Source organism: Flavobacterium sp. GW823-FHT06G12 (genome assembly GCF_058794775.1).
Window position 1 is genome coordinate 311446 of sequence record NZ_JBXAHE010000002.1, and the last position, 17523, is coordinate 328968.

The window sequence follows — 17523 nt, forward strand, 5'->3', positions numbered from 1 at the left end:
CTTTGGGAGTTTTTTATTTATTGATTTGCCTTTACAACATTATAAAAATTATAATCGGTGTTTGAGGCATCTGTAATTCCAACATTACGTCCTATTGTTACAATCTGACCTCGATGGTACGTTCCATGATTGATAACCTGGATTAAATATTCGGAAATGGGCAGTTCACATTCAAACCACGGATTTACGATTTTAACTTCTTTCATTAAATCTTCTTCAGACAATGAGTTAATAAGATGTTTCAATTTTGTAGACGAATTTAATAATCCGGCAAATATTTCCTCTTTTGACAAATCGCTTTCTGCTTTCTTTTCTGTTAATGAAGATTCGGAAATGACAGAAAACCAATATTCCTCAGTAGACCAGATATGATCAAGCGTTTTCATAATAGTAGAAAAACTCGACGGCACTTCTGCATAAAGCAATTCAGCCGATTTCGGCGAAAGCCAATTTACAAATTGTTGATTTACCCATAAATTATAATCTGCATAATTTGACATTATCTTCTTTAAACTCATAGCTTTAGTTTTAGATTTCTGATATTAAGTTACTAAAAAAACATCAATTATCTTTCCCAGAAAAATGGTGGTTCGATATTTAAAGCTCTTAAATAAACATAAGCTTGTCCACGATGATGCACTTCATTATCAATAAAATATAAGATATTCTGAATTACAGGAAATTCGTATTGTCCAAAAAGGTTAAAGGTCTCGCTAAAATCTTCAACTGATAATTGTTCCCAATATTTATTGATTTCTTCTGTTGCTTGATCCCATTTTTCAAGATATTGTGCTTTGAAAATTAGTTTTTCAGTTCCTTCTGAGAATGGTGCAGTTTCTTTCGTTACAATTCCTTTTAAACCTGGAACTGCAATAGCCAAAAGCTCATCTACTAATTTTGCAAAAGGTCTCATTCCGCCAATCGAAAATTCGAAGAAATCTTTTTCTGGAAAAATCTCAATTAAACGACGTGTAAGTGCTCTGTGTCCTTGCCAGTGTTTTAATAAATCTTCTGAAGTAATAACTTGTGCTTCTAATGTTTTCATGGTTTTAAAGTTTAAATATTTTTAATACTTCAAAAGTAAAATGGGCTGGTGACAACAGTTTGTCAGCAGTAAAAAAATAATTTTAAAATATTTTTTCCTGCCGTAAAAACGCAGCTTCCGCTAGGTGAAAAAAGATTATGAAAAAAGGCTTTAGTCAAAACGTTAATGTTCGGCTAAAGCCTTTTTATATTTGCATTAAGCTGACCTCCAGCTAAAGCAGGAGGCAATTATTTTTTTAGACAACAATATAAATCTCCTAGAAAAAAAACTTAGAACCTTAGTATCTCAGAATCTTAGCATCTTTAAAAAAATCCTTTGTACCTTTGCACCTTAATAACTTTGGAACTTAACAGAAATGATTGAAGATAAAAATCAGCAGAGAACTAGTATAGCTCAATTGGGCGAATTTGGTTTAATTGACCATTTAACCAAAAACTTTGATGTTACTCAGGAATCGACTTTAAAAAGTATTGGCGATGATGCTGCCGTTCTTGATTTTAAAGATAAGAAAGTAGTAGTTTCAACCGATTTATTAATTGAAGGCGTTCATTTTGATTTGGCTTACATGCCTTTAAAACATTTAGGTTATAAAGCGGTCGTAGTAAATGTTTCTGATATTTGTGCAATGAATGCGAAACCGACACAAATTACGGTTTCGGTAGCTGTTTCAAATCGTTTTCCTCTTGAAGCTTTAGAAGAATTATTTGCAGGAATTACGCACGCAGCAAAAGAATACAAAGTTGATGTTATTGGCGGTGACACAACCTCATCTCAAAAAGGATTAATTATCAGTATTACTGCAATTGGAGAAGCTGACGAAAATGAATTGGTTTACAGAAACGGAGCCAAACAAACTGATTTATTGGTTGTAACTGGCGATCTTGGTGCCGCTTATATGGGATTGCAGGTTTTAGAACGTGAGAAACAAGTTTTCCAGGTTAACCCAAACAATCAGCCCGATTTAGATCCTTATACTTATTTGGTAGAACGCCAATTGAAACCTGAAGCTAGAAAAGATGTTCGCACTTTACTTCATGCTTTAGATATAAAACCAACAGCAATGATCGATATTTCAGACGGATTATCTTCTGAGATTATTCATATCTGCAAACAATCTAAAGTGGGTTGTAATTTATATGAAGATAAACTTCCGTTAGATCCGCAGTTTATTTCTACTTGCGAAGAATTTAATATCGACAGCACGACGGTTGCCATAAATGGCGGTGAAGATTACGAACTTTTATTTACAATTGACATTAATGATTTTGATAAAATAAAAGGAAATCCGAATTTCTCTGTTATTGGCCATATGGCAGAAGAAAATGAAGGAATTCATCTTGTAACCCGCGCCAACACAAAAATTGCTTTAAAAGCGCGCGGATGGGATGCTTTGACAGAATAAAGCAAACAAAACTCTAAATAAAAAATTCCAAATTCCAAAAGCTACTCTAGCTATCAGAATTTGGAATTTTTTTTATTGTTTCTTACGATTTGAATTTTATCCTAAAAGTCCTTTGCTTCTTGCTTCTTTCACCAAATCAGAATCAGAATCATTTTTAATTTTCAATAACTCTTTCAAATGCTTTTTTCGCTTTTCAATGGCTTTTAAAGAAATGGGAACATGCTGCAGCATTTCCTGAATTGGAGTTCCTTTTGCTAAATGAACTAATATTTGTTTATCGTATTGATCTATTTCGATAGCATTATGTGTCGACTGATTGAGCATTTTTACAACAGATTGGCTATAGTATTTTTCATTTTTCATCACTTTATCAAAAGCCAAAAGCAATTCGTCAAAAGTAAGGTCATTTTTAATAATCAATCCGTTTGGCTGAATTGTTCTAATAATAGTTTTGATCTTTAGCAATTCTGTATACATTGTCAAAAGAATGATCTTGCACGAAGGCATTTTTTTCAGAAGCAGCTTTGCAAGATCTTCGCCAGAAAAGATCTCTTTTTCTTCGTAAGGAGGCATACTGATATCTAAAAAAGCAATATCAAACTCGGGCGTGTTCTCATTTTCTATTATATCATAACCAGATCTACAATCATGTGCTTGTGAAATAAAAAAATCGTACTGTTTTGTATTATAACGAGTTATAGCATTTTTATATCCTTCAATAATAAACGGATGGTCGTCTACTATCAAAATATTCTTTTTAACTAATTGTGGAACTGAAGTTGGTAAGTCAAATGTCATTATGCAGGTTATTATTTGGGTCTATTGGGATTTCTATAGAGAGAATTGTTCCTTCTCCCTTGGCAGATTTTATCGTAACTGTGCCCTTACATTCTTTTACTCGATATTCTATATTATGCAAACCTATTCCATTTTTGGTTCTATTGGTATTAAATCCAATTCCGTCATCTTCTATCCTTAGAACCAAATTATTGTTTTCATTTTTAAATTCCACTCTAATAATATCGGCTTCAGCATATTTATTACAATTTTGGAGTCCTTCTTGAACAATTCGATACAAATTGATTTTTTCAATATTACTCATCAAATCCCATTTTATCTCGGGATCAAAAAAAGTAATCAATTTTGAACTATATGTATTTATCTGATCTTCAAATAGTTTATTCAAAATCGAAACAAAATTATTAATTAATTCCGATTTCTCTCTATTTAAATCATGCGAAATTTCTCGAATATCTTGTTCCACATTTTTTAGTTCGGTAAGATATTTTTTTCTTTTAGGAACAGCCTCGATTTCGTCAAGTTTATCCAAGCTGTCCAAGCTTATTCTAATACCAAACATGCGCCCTAAAATACCATCATGCAATTCCTGCGCTACTCTTTTCTTTTCCTTTATTCGTGTAAGCTCAATTTCATTTTGCTGCGAAATCATCAAATTATAAATGTCTTCGTTTGCAATCTGCTGTTGTTGCTTAAAAAGAAGTTCGCGATTTTTGGCCTGTTGTGTTTTATAAACATAAAAAAACAACCCGAGCAATGTACAAATACTAAATACATAAACCAAAGTTTTATTCTTTTCTTGAAGGCTAGAATTTTGGTCTTTAATTTCGTTGGTCTCATATTCAATACGAGAGAATTTTTCTCCCATATTGCGCTCTGCTTTAAGCATTTTATCATTTAACTGAATGTACTCTTTTGAATATTTTGCTGCATTTTTAGGATCTACGGCAGCAATTTGCTTCAATGCTTGTAAAGTATTATTTAGCTTATCAGATGAACGCGAAAGAAGTAAAGCTTGTTTAGAAAATTCAACAGCTTTTGCAGTATCCTTTTTTAAAGCATAATATTCCGACAGATGAATCTGATTGGATATCATTTCCATTTTTAATCCTAAACTATCTCTAATTTTTAAAGATCTATAAAATTGAGCAGGCAGACCATCCACTCTGTTAGATTTTAATTTAGAATAGGCTAAATTATCTAACAACATCGCATACAGAATGGTTTTTTCTTCAAATAGATTTTTTTCTTCTAATCCTTTCTCAAAACAAGATATTGCTTGCGTATAATTCTTCATACGCAGGTAAACAAAACCAATATTGTTTAATGAAGTAGCTTTTAATTGAAAATCTGACGGAATAGATTTATCGTCTAAAGTTTTCAGTGCTTTATTTTGGTAATCTATTGCTTTGTTATATTCTTCTCTTTCGTTAGAAAGTATACCGAGAAGGTTATAACATTCATAAAGCTGTTCATTGACATCTTTTTTAGTTTTTAAAATTTCTAAAGCTTTAAAAACCGATATTTCACTCTCAAAGAAATCTGCTTCATTATACTGAAGGCTTGCTTTGCTTATTAGTGTTTTTGCCAAATTATACTGATCATTAATTTGCAAATAAATCTTTTGAGCTTTGAAATAGCTTCTGAAAGCGCTATCAGAAATCATTCTATTACTGTAATAATCTCCAAGATAAGTATAGGCTTTTGCCATATAAGCAGAATCTTTAGCAATTATTGCTCTATTCAAGACAAGCTCAGATATTACTTTAAATGATTCTAAATCATTCATATTAAAGTATCTATTAGCAATCTTGAACAAATTTGCTCTAGTAAGAGAATCGTTTTTCTTTTTTTCTACTACAGATAATGCTTTTTGAGTATACTTCTGTTTAGATTCATAGCTTAAGCTTATGTCATTAGCTAATGATAAATAAACAGAAAGGCTATCCTCTGTAGAATTTGTGTTCTTGGTTAAATCATTTTTCTTGGTACACCTAATTAAAAACAACACCAAAAATGAAGACAATAATATTTGGAAGCTTTTTTTCAATATAATTGCGAATTTTCCCAAAAATACTAAAAAAAAAAGCTGTCAAAAATTTGACAGCTTAAATATTTTTAATGTTCGTTTTTATTACGAAACTTAATCTAGTTTTTTGTTTGCACCTAAAGATTGATTAATTGCATCAAAACTTGCTTGGTTGTTTTTTGCTACTGATTCTTGATTGCTCATTAAATCATCGTGTTTTCTATTACCTCCTGTAGATCCTTTACCATCAACCGGAAGAACAACACTTAGTTTTTCAGTTGGAACAATAGGAGTTGTTGGATTTGCGAAAGAAGTTGCTACTACTACTAATGAGAATAATCCGAATGTTAAAGCTGTTTTTTTCATGACCTGAGGTTTTTAATGTTTGTTTTAATTTTTGGAGATGATTCGCTATTTGCGACGAATCAGAGTGTAAAACTAACACCGAGGTCGAAAAAAATTTATATGAAAAATTGAGTTTATGGTAGATCGTACCCAATTGATAGTCAATGGATAGCAAATTAATGTAATCGTCTAATTTTTAGACTTCTAGATAATTTCCTGCTGCAAAATCGGCAATAATCTGCTCTACATTTGCTCTGTAGGTTTTAGAAAAAGGAATCTTTTTGGTAGAGTTTTTTATGTAACAGATTGAGTTTCCGCTATGAATCCTAGAAATGTAATTTCGATTAATTACATAACTGTTATGAATACGGATAAAAGGATACGTCAAAACGCTTTCAAAATGCTTTAACGTTTTAAACGCCGTAATCATTTCCCCAGTATTCAAATAAATATCTGTCGAATTATTATCAGCCTGAAAATAGCAAATATCTTCAGCATTTAGATATCGGTAATCTCCGTACGATTTTATACAGATCGTTAATGGCTTTTGAATGTTTTGCGGAATTGTTCCAGCTTCAACAATAACAGAAACTGGTTCTTCTCTAAACGGAGCTATTTGGAGCTCTAAATTGGCTCTATTGAGTTTTAAAATTGTTTTTAAAAGATCACTTGATGCAATTGGCTTAAGAAGATAATCGAAAACGCCGTATTGAATAGCATCAAATGCTTTGTCTTTTTGCTTCGTTGTAACGATAATTTTAGGAATGTGCTGCAAAAAACGATGAAGTTCGCTAATAAAAGCCAGAGACAAATGACTTGCCAGATTTCTAGGTTCGATTTCGAGAAAAATTAACGCTGGTTTGTGTTCTAAAACCAAGTCTAAACCATCCTGAAAATTTGATGCCGATGCCATAAAAGATAATTCTGAAAAACCAGAAGCGGTTGTTTGGGTTTTCAAAATACTCTCAGCGTCATCATCAATTATAATATAGGAATACTTTTTCAATTTCAGGTTTGGTTGGTTTTCTCACTGCACAATCATAATCAAAAAATAGTTTTAAATCGATGCATTGAAGAAAAAAATTATTCTTGATGGTATTACAAATCTAAAATTACACTTTTAAAAATTTCAAACACCTCATTGTTAACACATTAAACAAAAATGTTGATACATAAAGATGAAATGCAAAAAAAGCCGATAAAATACCTATTTAAAAAAACAAAAATCCCAAACTCCTTGACGGAATTTGGGATCTATAAAATAACTTGTAAAGATTACATTTTCATTAACCAGTTTTTCATCGAAACTTCGTTTTCGATAATACCTCTTAATTCAGTAATTTTTACACGATCTTGTTTCATTGTATCTCTATGACGAATTGTTACTGTTTCGTCTTCAAGCGTCTGATGATCTACTGTAATACAGAAAGGCGTTCCTAAAGCATCTTGTCTTCTGTAACGACGTCCTACAGCATCTTTTTCATCATAAGCAACATTGAAATCCCATTTCAAATCTTCGATGATTTTTCTTGAAACTTCTGGCAAACCATCTTTTTTAACCAATGGCAATACCGCTGCTTTTGTTGGTGCTAAAACTGCCGGCAATTTTAAAACCGTTCTTGTAGAACCATCTTCTAATGTTTCTTCTTTTAAAGAAGTTGCAAAAACAGCCAAGAACATACGATCTAAACCTACAGAAGTTTCTACTACATAAGGAACATAGTTTTCGTTAAGTTCAGGATCAAAATATTGTAATTTTCTTCCAGAATATTCTTCGTGTGCTTTCAAATCAAAATCGGTACGAGAATGAATTCCTTCCAATTCTTTAAATCCGAATGGGAAATTAAATTCGATATCTGCTGCTGCGTTTGCGTAGTGAGCCAATTTCTCGTGATCGTGAAAACGGTAATTTTCTTTTCCTAATCCTAAAGATAAATGCCATTTCAAACGAGTCTCTTTCCAGTATTCGTATGATTTCATTTCTTCTCCTGGACGTACAAAAAATTGCATTTCCATTTGTTCGAATTCCCGCATACGGAAAATAAACTGTCTTGCAACAATCTCGTTTCTGAATGCTTTACCCGTTTGAGCAATTCCGAAAGGAACTTTCATACGACCCGATTTCTGAACGTTTAAGAAGTTAACAAAAATACCTTGAGCCGTTTCTGGACGTAAATATAAATCCATCGCATTCTCAGCAGATGCACCTAATTTTGTTCCGAACATTAAGTTAAATTGTTTTACCTCTGTCCAGTTTTTAGAACCAGTTTCAGGATCAGAAATTTCTAATTCTTCAATTAAAGCTTTAACATTAGCCAAATCTCCATTTCCTAAAGAACGCCCTAAACGCTCTCTAATTTCTTTTTCTTTAGCTAAATATTCAATTACACGAGCATTTGTAGTTACAAATTCTTGTTCGTTGAATGCATCGCCAAAACGAGCTTTTGCTTTGTCAATTTCTTTTTGTGCTTTTTGGTGAATTTTTTCAGCATGATCTTCAACCAAAACGTCAGCTCTATATCTCTTTTTAGAATCTTTATTATCAATTAATGGATCATTGAAAGCATCAACGTGTCCAGAAGCTTTCCAAGTTGTTGGATGCATCAATATTGCAGCATCAAGGCCGACAATATTTTCATTCATTTGAACCATTGATTTCCACCAATATTCACGGATATTCTTTTTTAATTCGACACCATTTTGTGCATAATCATATACAGCACTTAATCCGTCGTAAACTTCGCTTGACGGAAAAATAAATCCGTACTCTTTTGCGTGCGAAACCACATTCTTAAATATATCTTCTTGTTTTGCCATAGTGATGCAAAAATATAAAAACTACCTATATAAAAAAGAAAAATTATGAAGATTGAAGTACTGTTTTTGTTACTTTTGTAAATAAAATCTCTCTTTTTGTGATTAATTATCTAATAAATTTATTTTTCCCCAAGGTCTGTAGTGGCTGTCGTTCGCTTTTGCTTCAGAATGAAACAGTTTTCTGTACTATTTGCCGACATGAAATGCCTTTAACTTACTATCATTTAGACCCAAAAAACGAGGCTGTTAAAAAATTCTATGGCAAGATTGATATTCAATTTGCAGCAGCATTTTTGTATTTCAATAAAAAAGGAATTGTTCAAGAGTTAATTCATAATTTAAAATACAAAGGGCATCAGGAAATTGGAAGTGTGTTGGGAAGCTGGTATTCGGAAGATTTAAAAGAAATTCGATTCGAAGTTCCTTTTGATGCTATAATTCCTGTTCCGCTCCATAAAAGAAAATTTAAGGAAAGAGGCTATAATCAGGTTACTACTTTTGGAAAAGAAATCGCATTAGGTTTAGACATTCCTTTTGAAGAAAACATCTTAATTCGAAAATTGTACACCAAAACCCAATCCAAGAAAAATCTTTTAGGAAGATCTGAAAATATCGGAAACATTTTTGATGTCAAGTTTGATGAAACCCATCATCATAAACACTTTTTGATTGTAGATGACGTTTTTACTACAGGGGCAACTATCGAAGCATGCGCCAGAGCTTTATTAAAAATTCCCGGCGCAAAAATAAGTATGATTTGTATGGCTATGGCACATTAAATTTTTAAAAATTAATTTACCAATATCTTTTTTACTATTTTTCGTTGTCCATCTGTAACCGTTAAGAAATATAGTCCAGATGGCACATTTGGCAATTGAATATCTTGAATGAAATATCCTGAACCTTGAAAAGTTCTATCGTAAACATATTTACCTACAATGTCATTAACGTAAACTTTAATCTCACTTACAGAATCTCTATTAAATTGTACGGTGAAACTTCCTTTATTTGGATTTGGATAGGCAATAAAATCAACATTCTCAAAATCACTGTTTCCTAATGTATATGTTTTAGTACAGATATTTACAGAAGCAGAATTTATAGTACCAAACATTCCGACAACTGCATCACGAACTTTAAAAGTCCAATTTCCTTGCGGATTTTCTCCATTAAAAGCACTTAAGGCACTAGCAGGAATTACAATTTGACTGATCGTTGAGCCACAATTTAAAGCAGCACCGCTATCATCAAATTGAAGTGCGAGAGTTGAATTTGTTGTACCACAGCTTTTATTAAATAACGAAACAATAGTACCGCTTGGACTCTCAATTTCAATTTCAAGATCTTCAAATCTTTCGTGCTTAACATTAACAGAAACATTTACATCTGAAATAGTTCCTGTAGAAGCCGGTACTGTTACTGTTTTGTTTATAAAGGTTGTGCTTGTTCCTAATGAATAACCACCTTCAAAATTATAATTGGTACAAGATGTCGAAACTGTATATCCTAAAGCAAATGGCTTACTGTTTACTGCATAATAAATATTGTCAACCGGCTCAATTAGAAGTCTACAATTTGTAGAAACATCAATTTCTGACGGAATCAATATTGTTTCTGAACCATCATTTGGAGTATTACTTGCTAAAACGATTGGAAATGTCAATCCGCCATCAAGAGATAATTTTATATTTACATTTGAAGATCCTGGAAGTGTATTGGTATTATTTACACTCCAAGTAATGGTTTGCGCTGATCCTTTTGCCCATCCTAAATTATCCTCTTTTTGAGAAGTAACAGCAAATGGTCCCGCAGCTGCATTTACAGTAACAACCATTGCATCTGTATTGGTTTGTGCAAGTCCTTCTGCAGCATTGTCTCTTCCTGTAAGTGTAAAGTTCATTGTTTTTCCGATAGAAGAAACAGATTCCCAACTTGTCGTTAATTGATTATTTAAAACAGAACTTAAAGCAGGCATATAACGAACTGGAGAAGTTGTTGGCGAAAAAGATCTAAACATTGGCCCATCTGGTTTTGTAGCATATGTAAAACTATTTCCAGCAAAAGTTGTCATTGCACTATCGTATTGTTCCCATGAATAGGTTATTGTATTTCCTTCAGGATCAGAACCTGTTCCTTTTAAAATAAATGGTGTGCTAATTGGAATCGTATAATCTAAACCTGCTTTTATTACTGGTGGATTATTATTATCAATTGGTATTGTTACGGGGCAAGTTTTTCCCGCCAAATTATTCTGTATCTGGTTAATGCTGGCATACGAAAAATAAGCATCTGAATGATCTTGAATATTATATCCTTTTGTCACTCCTGCGTATCCCATAATAGTTGAACCGCTTCCTGGTTCATAGCATGTTCCGTTACCTTCATTTTGAAAAGAAAAAGTATGTGAGCCTCCAAGTTGATGTCCCATTTCATGAGCAACAAAATCAATATCAAAATTATCTCCTTCTGGTTTTGCGTCTGCTGGAGATGTAAAAGCACTACCTTTTCCTATTGGCTGGTTCGTTGTTGGACTTACACATACACAACCAATGCAACCCGCATTTCCTCCTCCGCCAGAAGCTCCAAACAAATGGCCAATATCATAATTGGCTTCGCCGATAACATTGGTTAATGTAGTTTGCACTTCCTTCATCCAAATAGGATTATCTCCAGTTGCACCTACTGATGCTATAGAATAAGGATCTGTGGAAGCATCTGTATAAATAACAGCATTATTATTAGCAATTAAAATTACCTTTACAGAAAGATCCCTTCCAAAAATACCATTTACTCGAGTTAATGTAGCATTCATTCCTGCTAAAGCTCCCGCAACTGTTCCGCCAAAATAAGCAGCATATTCTCCTGTACAGGATAATGCCAATCTTAGCGTTTTAAACTGTTTTGCATTTGAAGCCGTTTTTGCAGTAGCAGATTTATTTTCAGAAACCAGATTGGTTGTTTTGCAATCTAAAATCATCTTTGACTCAGCATTATCTTGTGCTCTAAACAAAACATATTCCGATTTATTCTCTGGATTTTGCTCAATATATTCTGTTGGTTTTGCCGGTCTAAAAACCATTGTCTGCATTCCGATTGGAGCAACGCTAAAATGTATCTTAGCATTTTTATCGTCTATTCCGCGACCTTCGTATGCTCTAATTTCAGGATATTTCGCTTGTAATTCTGGTGCAAAATTAGATGATTCCCATACAGAAAAACGCTCCAAATTTCCATCAGCATTCGGAATCGTAATTTCTGAAGCTGTTGTTTTTGCCGTTTTACTTGATGCAGAAGCTAGCTTGGAACTAAGAAGATTAGCATTTAATCTATAATATAATTTATTAGAACTTAAGCCATCAGCTTTTCGTAAAACCGATGAAGAAGTTACTTTTTGCCATAAAACATCTTGTGCATTTGCACTGGCAAAACAAAAAATAAGAAATATATAAAGTAGTTGTTTTCTCATACCTTCAAAATATAATATCAAAATTACTTCAATTAATTTGAAATCATATTATCTATACGACAATTATTAATTTTTAATCGACGAGTTGGCTTATTTTTATAAAAAGATAGATTATCCCTTAAAATTCGATTTCGCATAGTATTAAATTTTAAAGAGAATAGTATAAATTTGCAGCATCTTAAATAATTTGTTTTGAAGCTCTTTCATTCTATAAACGATTTTCAGTCAACCAAGAAAACAATCTTAACTCTTGGTACCTTTGATGGTGTGCATATTGGTCATAAAAAAATTCTGGAACGAATTACGCAGAATACTGAAAATGGAAAATATGAAAGTCTGGTTCTTACCTTTTTTCCGCATCCGCGAATGGTTCTTCAAGAAAAATCTGAAATAAGATTATTAAATACCATCGACGAAAAAGTAAAACTTTTGGAAGCGACAGGTATTGAAAACTTAATTGTGCATCCTTTTAATGAAAGTTTTTCTAGATTAACTGCTGAAGAATTTGTTCGTACAATTTTGGTAGATAAATTTCAGATTCAAAAAATTATTATCGGACATGATCACCGTTTTGGTCGCAATAGAACTGCAAATATTGATGATTTAATTGCTTTTGGAATTGAATATGGATTTGAAGTAGAGCAAATTTCTGCCGAAGAAATCCAAGATGTCTCTGTTAGTTCAACCAAAATCAGAAAAGCTTTAAATGAAGGAAATATGGCTTTAGCCAACGAATATTTAGGTTACAGCTATTTCTTGAACGGAACTATCGTAAAAGGAAAACAATTGGGACGAACAATTGGATTTCCTACAGCAAACATTCATATTGAAGAAGATTATAAACTGATTCCAAAAATTGGTGTTTATGTAGTAAAAGCTGTAGTGAACAAAGAAACTGTTTACGGAATGATGAACATCGGCTTTAATCCGACTGTTAATGGAGATAAACAAACCATCGAAGTTCATTTATTTAATTTTGACAAAGACATTTACGATCAAAATATTGAAGTCTCTTTATTGCATTATATTCGCGAAGAACAAAAATTTAGTTCATTAGATGCATTAAAAGCGCAACTTAATCAGGACAAAATCGATTCTTTGGCTTTTATAAACACTTCTCTAAAGAATCTGACCGTATAGTTTTTACTGTTTTTAAATCATCGTAGTTATTTTTTTAGTAAATTTGATATACCTCTGTTTTTCAAATATTTACTATTAACTTCTAAAAAATAACCACTATGAAACTACCTAAAGAAATTACCAACGGGTTTTTGATTTTCCTCGGAATTGGCATTTATTTTTTATTAATGAATGTGCTAGGTCTAGCAAATTTGTTTTATTTGAGAACACTCAACGTTTTCTTTATCTTCTATGGTGTTAACAGGACAATGCAAATGAACCTTCATGAAGGAGAAACCAATTTTCTATCAAATGCTATTTCTGCAATGACCACTTCTGTAGTTGGTGTATGTATGAGTGTATTTGGATTATTAGTTTATAGTTACGCTCGAGGCGGAGATGCTTACGTAAAAACTTTATCTGAAACTTTTATGTTTGGAGGAAATCCATCAGTACCAACTTATTGTATTTGTCTATTATTTGAGGGAATTGCTTCTTCTGTAATTGTTACTTTAATGATGATGCTAATTTGGGGCAACAAATATGCCGCAGATTAATTTTTTTTTAAATCCGCAGATTTAATCATTTCTAATTCGATTAAATCAAAAAATTAGCTAAAAGAGTTCATTTATCTCAAAAAATATTTTTAAATTGCTTATAGATCAGTGCTATAAGCAATTTTTTTTATTTAGTAAAATGAAGTTAAAACAAATCGAAAGGGTGAAAAAAATCTCGAGAGACGATTTTGTTTCCCAATATGTCAAAAAACAAATTCCTGTTGTTATCGAACAATTGACCGAAGATTGGCCAGCTTACAACAAATGGAAATTATCTTATATGAAAGAAATCGCAGGAGATTCAGTCGTTCCTTTATACGATGATCGACCTGTAAATCACGAAGACGGATTCAATGAGGCGCATACCACAATGAAAATGAGTGATTATATCGACTTATTAGAAGAAAAGCCTACCAATTACCGTATTTTTCTTTATAATTTAATGAAAGAAGTGCCTTCGTTAAAAAATGACTTTTTATGGCCCGATATTGGCTTAAAACTTGTCAAGCAGATGCCAATGCTATTTTTTGGAGGAGAAAATTCAAGAGTTTTTATGCATTATGACATTGACTATTCGAATATTCTTCATTTTCATTTTCATGGAGAAAAACAATGCATGATTTTCCCACCAAACCAGTCAAAATTCATGTATAAAGTGCCTCATGCCTTAATTTCGAGAGAAGATATAGATTTTGATAATCCTGATTACGAAAAATTTCCAGCGCTCAAAAACGTCGAAGGTTATATCACTAATCTAAAACATGGCGAAATGCTTTATATGCCCGAAGGATATTGGCATTATATGAAATACCTAACGCCAGGTTTTTCTATGAGTTTGAGGTCATTTCCAAAAAACATTCTCAATTTGTCTAAAGCTGCCTATAATGTTTTTATTATGCGCCATTTTGATATTATGATGCGAAAAATTCAAGGTCAAAAATGGATTGATTATAAAAATGAAAAAGCAATTACCAATACGCACCAAAATTTACGGCGTACTGCTTAATCAAATAAAAAAAAGCGGTTGAGATATAAAATTCTCAACCGCTTTTTTTTATTTAAATACTATTTTCTTCGTCACTACTTTACCACTATCTAAAGTTATTTTAACCAATAGAACTTGCGGACCAGACTGAAAGTTTGTTATCACCCATTCTTTATTTCCGATTTGTTTTTTACGATATAACAATGTCCCGCCCGTATCATAAACAGCAACTTCTTGAAGATTCTCTTGCTCTGAGAAAGACTCGAGTTTGATGTTTTTATCTTTCACCGAAACAAAAATCTGCTGATCTTGATTTTCGAAATCTTCATTTCCTAATGGTTTTCCTCCACTTGAATTTGTATAACGCAATACGAATCGATCTAGAAAAGTTCCTGGCGCTGATGTAAACGTATAACCGCCAGACCTAAGATTGTAAATAGTGTTTGTCACTTTATCTTGAAGATAAATATCCTGATTTGCCAAATCTCCATCGGCACGATCTATTGCAATTGTAAAATCACCTTCTTCAATGGTTGACTTATATCCTAACGGAATTGTATCTGTAATAGCAAAAGGTAACGCACGACCTTGAATAGCAAGTTTTTTTCCTTCATTGATACTATAAAAATCAACATACGGATTTGCATTCAGTGTGACTGCATCATAATTAAAATCAAACGAATTTGTTGCTCCTGTTATGTATCCAATTAGCAATTGTTTAAAAGCTCCTTGCGTATTTGTAAAATTCAGCCATACACGATGTTTTTCAACAACCTCGGTTTTCGCAGATTTGTAAAACTGGCTATTAGAATTAGGTACTCGCATCGAATTTGTAAAAACAGCACTTTGTCCTGTTCTCGCTTTTGCAAAAAATCCCTGTCCTGCAGCAATATAACCATGTAATGGTTCTTGATTTCCTGGTGATGTCGCACCGGTACCACTTAAATTGCCAACTGTAGTATCTCCAGATAAATTATAAATTGCGTAATCATCGTTTGAATAAGTAGCCGTATTGCCTCCTGGCACAGCAATTCTAGGAGATGTATTGTGAGTCCAAAAATATAACGTACCGTAAAAATTAGCGGCATTATCATGAATAAATTGATCTGCATAAATTGCTGAAGGATACGGATTCCCAAAAAAGCAATACTTTTCAGCTCTAGCTGGAGGCCCTTGGATTGTTCCATTATTTGGTACTCCAATAAATTCGCCTGTAAAAACACTTGCTGTCACGGTACTGAAAGATTGTGGCCCTCTGATACTGTAGCCTTCTCCAGCATTCATTACCATTGTACCGTACAAATTAGTACCCCATTTAAAATCAGAAGTCCAATATAAATATTTGTCGAAATATGTTTCTGGTGAAAACTCATTCATCGTAATGCCTGGATTTCTTGTTACTGGAGAAGACCAATAAGTAAGATCAAATCGTCTTACGGGTGTTTTTCTTCTATAAGTTATAACGCCAACATTAGCTACATCGGCAACTTGAACTAAGCTTGATTTATCTTCAAAAATTAAAATTCCGTTACCAAGAACAGTCACTTCATTGGTCACAGTTATTGAATTTGTTTCTTCTACAATTAGAGATCCATTGTTTTCAACTGTTAATCTACTAGCGAAAAAACTTGCATTGGTTCCAGAAATAATAGGATCAATACCTACATCTGGAATATCTACACAATCAGAAGCAACAGGAACTCCTGTCGGTGTCCAATTTGCAGGATTTCCCCAACTGGCATCAGTATTTCCATTCCAGACTTTAGTAACAAAAGCATTTATTGTAACGGAGGTAGCTTCAGATTCACAATTTGATGTACTATTTTTCACCTTTACATAGTAAATTCCTGAAGACAAACCAGTAAATATTCCTGTAGTATTACTAAAATCGATTCCGTCAATGCTATAAGTATATCCTGTTCCAGATGCAGGCGAAGTAACCGTTATAATACCCGTATTGTTTACACAGGTAGGTTGCTGTGTTGCTGAAGCTGTTGGTGCAACTGAAACCGAATTCACTGTTAAAGAAACTGCTTGAGTTGCCGGACATCCATTAGATGTTGTAATAGTCATTACACCATTGTAAGTACCTGCTACTGTGTTTGCTGGAACATTCACATTTATAATATCCCCCGATCCTGAACTAAAAGGAAATGGTGTTGCTCCTTGATCTGTTAAGGCAATCCAATCGATCTCGTAACTAATTGGTGATCCTGTAGTAGAATTATAACTCAATGTAGTAGTTTGAGAGGATGAACTTTGGCAAACAGGAGAAAAGACTCCCCCTGTACTTATCGTTGGGGCATCATAAACTGTTAAAGAAACTGCTTGTGTTATTGAGCATCCATTTGAGGTAAAAACTGTCATAATCCCGCTATAAGTTCCTGCAGGAGTATTTAAAGGAACATTAATATTGTTGATATTTCCTCCTCCTGAGTTAAAAGAGAAAGATGTATTTCCTTGATCATTTAATGTCGCCCAGTCTATAGAGTAACTCGTTGGTGAACCAGTTGTTGCAGAATATAATAACGAAGTCACTTGCGCCGATGCACTTTGACAAATTGATGTTAAATTTCCTGATGTAGTAATTGTTGGCTGAGAATTAACCGTAACCGTAAAACTGTTTCCTGAGGAAACGCAGCCATTTGCATTTTTAACCGTTAAAGTTCCAGTATAAGTTCCAGCGGCTGTTCCCGCAGGAACGGCAATATTAATTGAACCGGCCGTTAGAGATGCATCGGTAACGGAAAGAAAATTATTTGTCGGGCTGGCGTTCCAGACAATGCTGTAGCTGGTCGGCGCGTTTGTCACAGCGCTGTAGCTCAGACTGGCGCTCTGCACGCCAGCGCTAAAGCACACCGATCCTGCCGATCCGAGCGTTATTGTCGGAAGAGGATTAACCGTAACCGTAAAACTGTTTCCTGAGGAAACGCAGCCGTTTGCATTTTTAACCGTTAAAG

General features: G+C 33.3%; 14 protein-coding genes. 5 read left to right on the forward strand and 9 right to left on the reverse strand.

The genetic code is table 11. The annotated features are described in order from the left end of the window. Window positions 1-17 precede the first annotated feature (17 nt). Window positions 18-518 (reverse strand): DinB family protein, encoded by a 501-nt coding sequence (locus AC1Q5Z_RS08295; RefSeq protein ID WP_198855258.1) that lies wholly within the window; start codon window positions 516-518, stop codon window positions 18-20. A 47-nt stretch (window positions 519-565) separates the two neighbouring features. Next, window positions 566-1045, reverse strand: a complete 480-nt coding sequence (locus AC1Q5Z_RS08300; RefSeq protein ID WP_198855257.1) for a DinB family protein — start codon at window positions 1043-1045, stop codon at window positions 566-568. 355 nt (window positions 1046-1400) lie between these two features. Here AC1Q5Z_RS08300 and thiL point away from each other — a divergent pair, with 355 nt between their 5' ends. Further along, window positions 1401-2447: a thiamine-phosphate kinase gene (thiL, locus tag AC1Q5Z_RS08305; protein WP_198855256.1), complete on the forward strand. Its 1047-nt coding sequence runs from the start codon at window positions 1401-1403 to the stop codon at window positions 2445-2447. 96 nt (window positions 2448-2543) lie between these two features. Here the strand turns inward: thiL and AC1Q5Z_RS08310 are convergent, their stop codons facing one another. From AC1Q5Z_RS08310 to AC1Q5Z_RS08330, 5 genes are all read right to left on the reverse strand, one after another. Further along, window positions 2544-3245, reverse strand: a complete 702-nt coding sequence (locus AC1Q5Z_RS08310; RefSeq protein ID WP_286966044.1) for a response regulator — start codon at window positions 3243-3245, stop codon at window positions 2544-2546. Beyond that, window positions 3235-5034: an ATP-binding protein gene (locus AC1Q5Z_RS08315; protein WP_492444307.1), complete on the reverse strand. Its 1800-nt coding sequence runs from the start codon at window positions 5032-5034 to the stop codon at window positions 3235-3237. Before AC1Q5Z_RS08315 ends, AC1Q5Z_RS08310 begins: the two co-directional genes overlap by 11 nt. A 354-nt stretch (window positions 5035-5388) precedes the next feature. Continuing rightward, complete coding sequence (locus AC1Q5Z_RS08320) at window positions 5389-5640, reverse strand: hypothetical protein (protein ID WP_198855253.1); 252 nt, start codon at window positions 5638-5640, stop codon at window positions 5389-5391. Window positions 5641-5815: 175 nt separating this feature from the next. Next, window positions 5816-6625, reverse strand: coding sequence for a LytR/AlgR family response regulator transcription factor (locus AC1Q5Z_RS08325; RefSeq protein WP_492444309.1), 810 nt, complete (start codon window positions 6623-6625; stop codon window positions 5816-5818). 269 nt (window positions 6626-6894) lie between these two features. Beyond that, window positions 6895-8436, reverse strand: coding sequence for a glycine--tRNA ligase (locus tag AC1Q5Z_RS08330; protein ID WP_492444311.1), 1542 nt, complete (start codon window positions 8434-8436; stop codon window positions 6895-6897). Between the two features lie 203 nt (window positions 8437-8639). Between AC1Q5Z_RS08330 and AC1Q5Z_RS08335 the strand changes: the two genes are divergently transcribed. Further along, window positions 8640-9215, forward strand: a complete 576-nt coding sequence (locus AC1Q5Z_RS08335; protein ID WP_198855251.1) for a ComF family protein — start codon at window positions 8640-8642, stop codon at window positions 9213-9215. Window positions 9216-9226: 11 nt separating this feature from the next. On the opposite strand, the gene AC1Q5Z_RS08340 is transcribed toward AC1Q5Z_RS08335, so the two are convergent. After that, complete coding sequence (locus tag AC1Q5Z_RS08340; RefSeq protein ID WP_492444313.1) at window positions 9227-11902, reverse strand: zinc-dependent metalloprotease; 2676 nt, start codon at window positions 11900-11902, stop codon at window positions 9227-9229. 192 nt (window positions 11903-12094) lie between these two features. On the opposite strand from AC1Q5Z_RS08340, the gene AC1Q5Z_RS08345 reads away from it, so the two are divergent. From AC1Q5Z_RS08345 to AC1Q5Z_RS08355, 3 genes are all read left to right on the forward strand, one after another. Further along, window positions 12095-13042: a bifunctional riboflavin kinase/FAD synthetase gene (locus AC1Q5Z_RS08345; protein WP_198855249.1), complete on the forward strand. Its 948-nt coding sequence runs from the start codon at window positions 12095-12097 to the stop codon at window positions 13040-13042. Window positions 13043-13140: 98 nt separating this feature from the next. Further along, a complete protein-coding gene (locus AC1Q5Z_RS08350; protein ID WP_198855248.1) occupies window positions 13141-13578 on the forward strand; it encodes a hypothetical protein in 438 nt (145 codons plus the stop codon). 139 nt (window positions 13579-13717) lie between these two features. After that, window positions 13718-14584 carry a cupin-like domain-containing protein gene (locus tag AC1Q5Z_RS08355; RefSeq protein ID WP_198855247.1) on the forward strand — a complete coding sequence of 289 codons (867 nt, stop codon included), beginning with the start codon at window positions 13718-13720 and terminating at the stop codon, window positions 14582-14584. Window positions 14585-14632: 48 nt separating this feature from the next. On the opposite strand, the gene AC1Q5Z_RS08360 is transcribed toward AC1Q5Z_RS08355, so the two are convergent. Then, window positions 14633-17523 (reverse strand): DUF8693 domain-containing protein (locus AC1Q5Z_RS08360; protein WP_492444316.1); only part of this gene is annotated, 2891 nt, incomplete at its 5' end.

Bases quoted from the DNA above. Each gene is read 5' to 3' on its own strand.
- AC1Q5Z_RS08340 (WP_492444313.1), bottom strand. From the start codon at position 11,902: ATGAGAAAACAACTACTTTATATATTTCTTATTTTTTGTTTTGCCAGT.
- AC1Q5Z_RS08335 (WP_198855251.1), top strand. From the start codon at position 8,640: ATGCCTTTAACTTACTATCATTTAGACCCAAAAAACGAGGCTGTTAAA.
- AC1Q5Z_RS08315 (WP_492444307.1), bottom strand. From the start codon at position 5,034: ATGAATGATTTAGAATCATTTAAAGTAATATCTGAGCTTGTCTTGAAT.
- AC1Q5Z_RS08350 (WP_198855248.1), top strand. From the start codon at position 13,141: ATGAAACTACCTAAAGAAATTACCAACGGGTTTTTGATTTTCCTCGGA.
- AC1Q5Z_RS08295 (WP_198855258.1), bottom strand. From the start codon at position 518: ATGAGTTTAAAGAAGATAATGTCAAATTATGCAGATTATAATTTATGG.
- thiL (WP_198855256.1), top strand. From the start codon at position 1,401: ATGATTGAAGATAAAAATCAGCAGAGAACTAGTATAGCTCAATTGGGC.
- AC1Q5Z_RS08320 (WP_198855253.1), bottom strand. From the start codon at position 5,640: ATGAAAAAAACAGCTTTAACATTCGGATTATTCTCATTAGTAGTAGTA.
- AC1Q5Z_RS08355 (WP_198855247.1), top strand. From the start codon at position 13,718: ATGAAGTTAAAACAAATCGAAAGGGTGAAAAAAATCTCGAGAGACGAT.
- AC1Q5Z_RS08330 (WP_492444311.1), bottom strand. From the start codon at position 8,436: ATGGCAAAACAAGAAGATATATTTAAGAATGTGGTTTCGCACGCAAAA.
- AC1Q5Z_RS08300 (WP_198855257.1), bottom strand. From the start codon at position 1,045: ATGAAAACATTAGAAGCACAAGTTATTACTTCAGAAGATTTATTAAAA.
- AC1Q5Z_RS08310 (WP_286966044.1), bottom strand. From the start codon at position 3,245: ATGACATTTGACTTACCAACTTCAGTTCCACAATTAGTTAAAAAGAAT.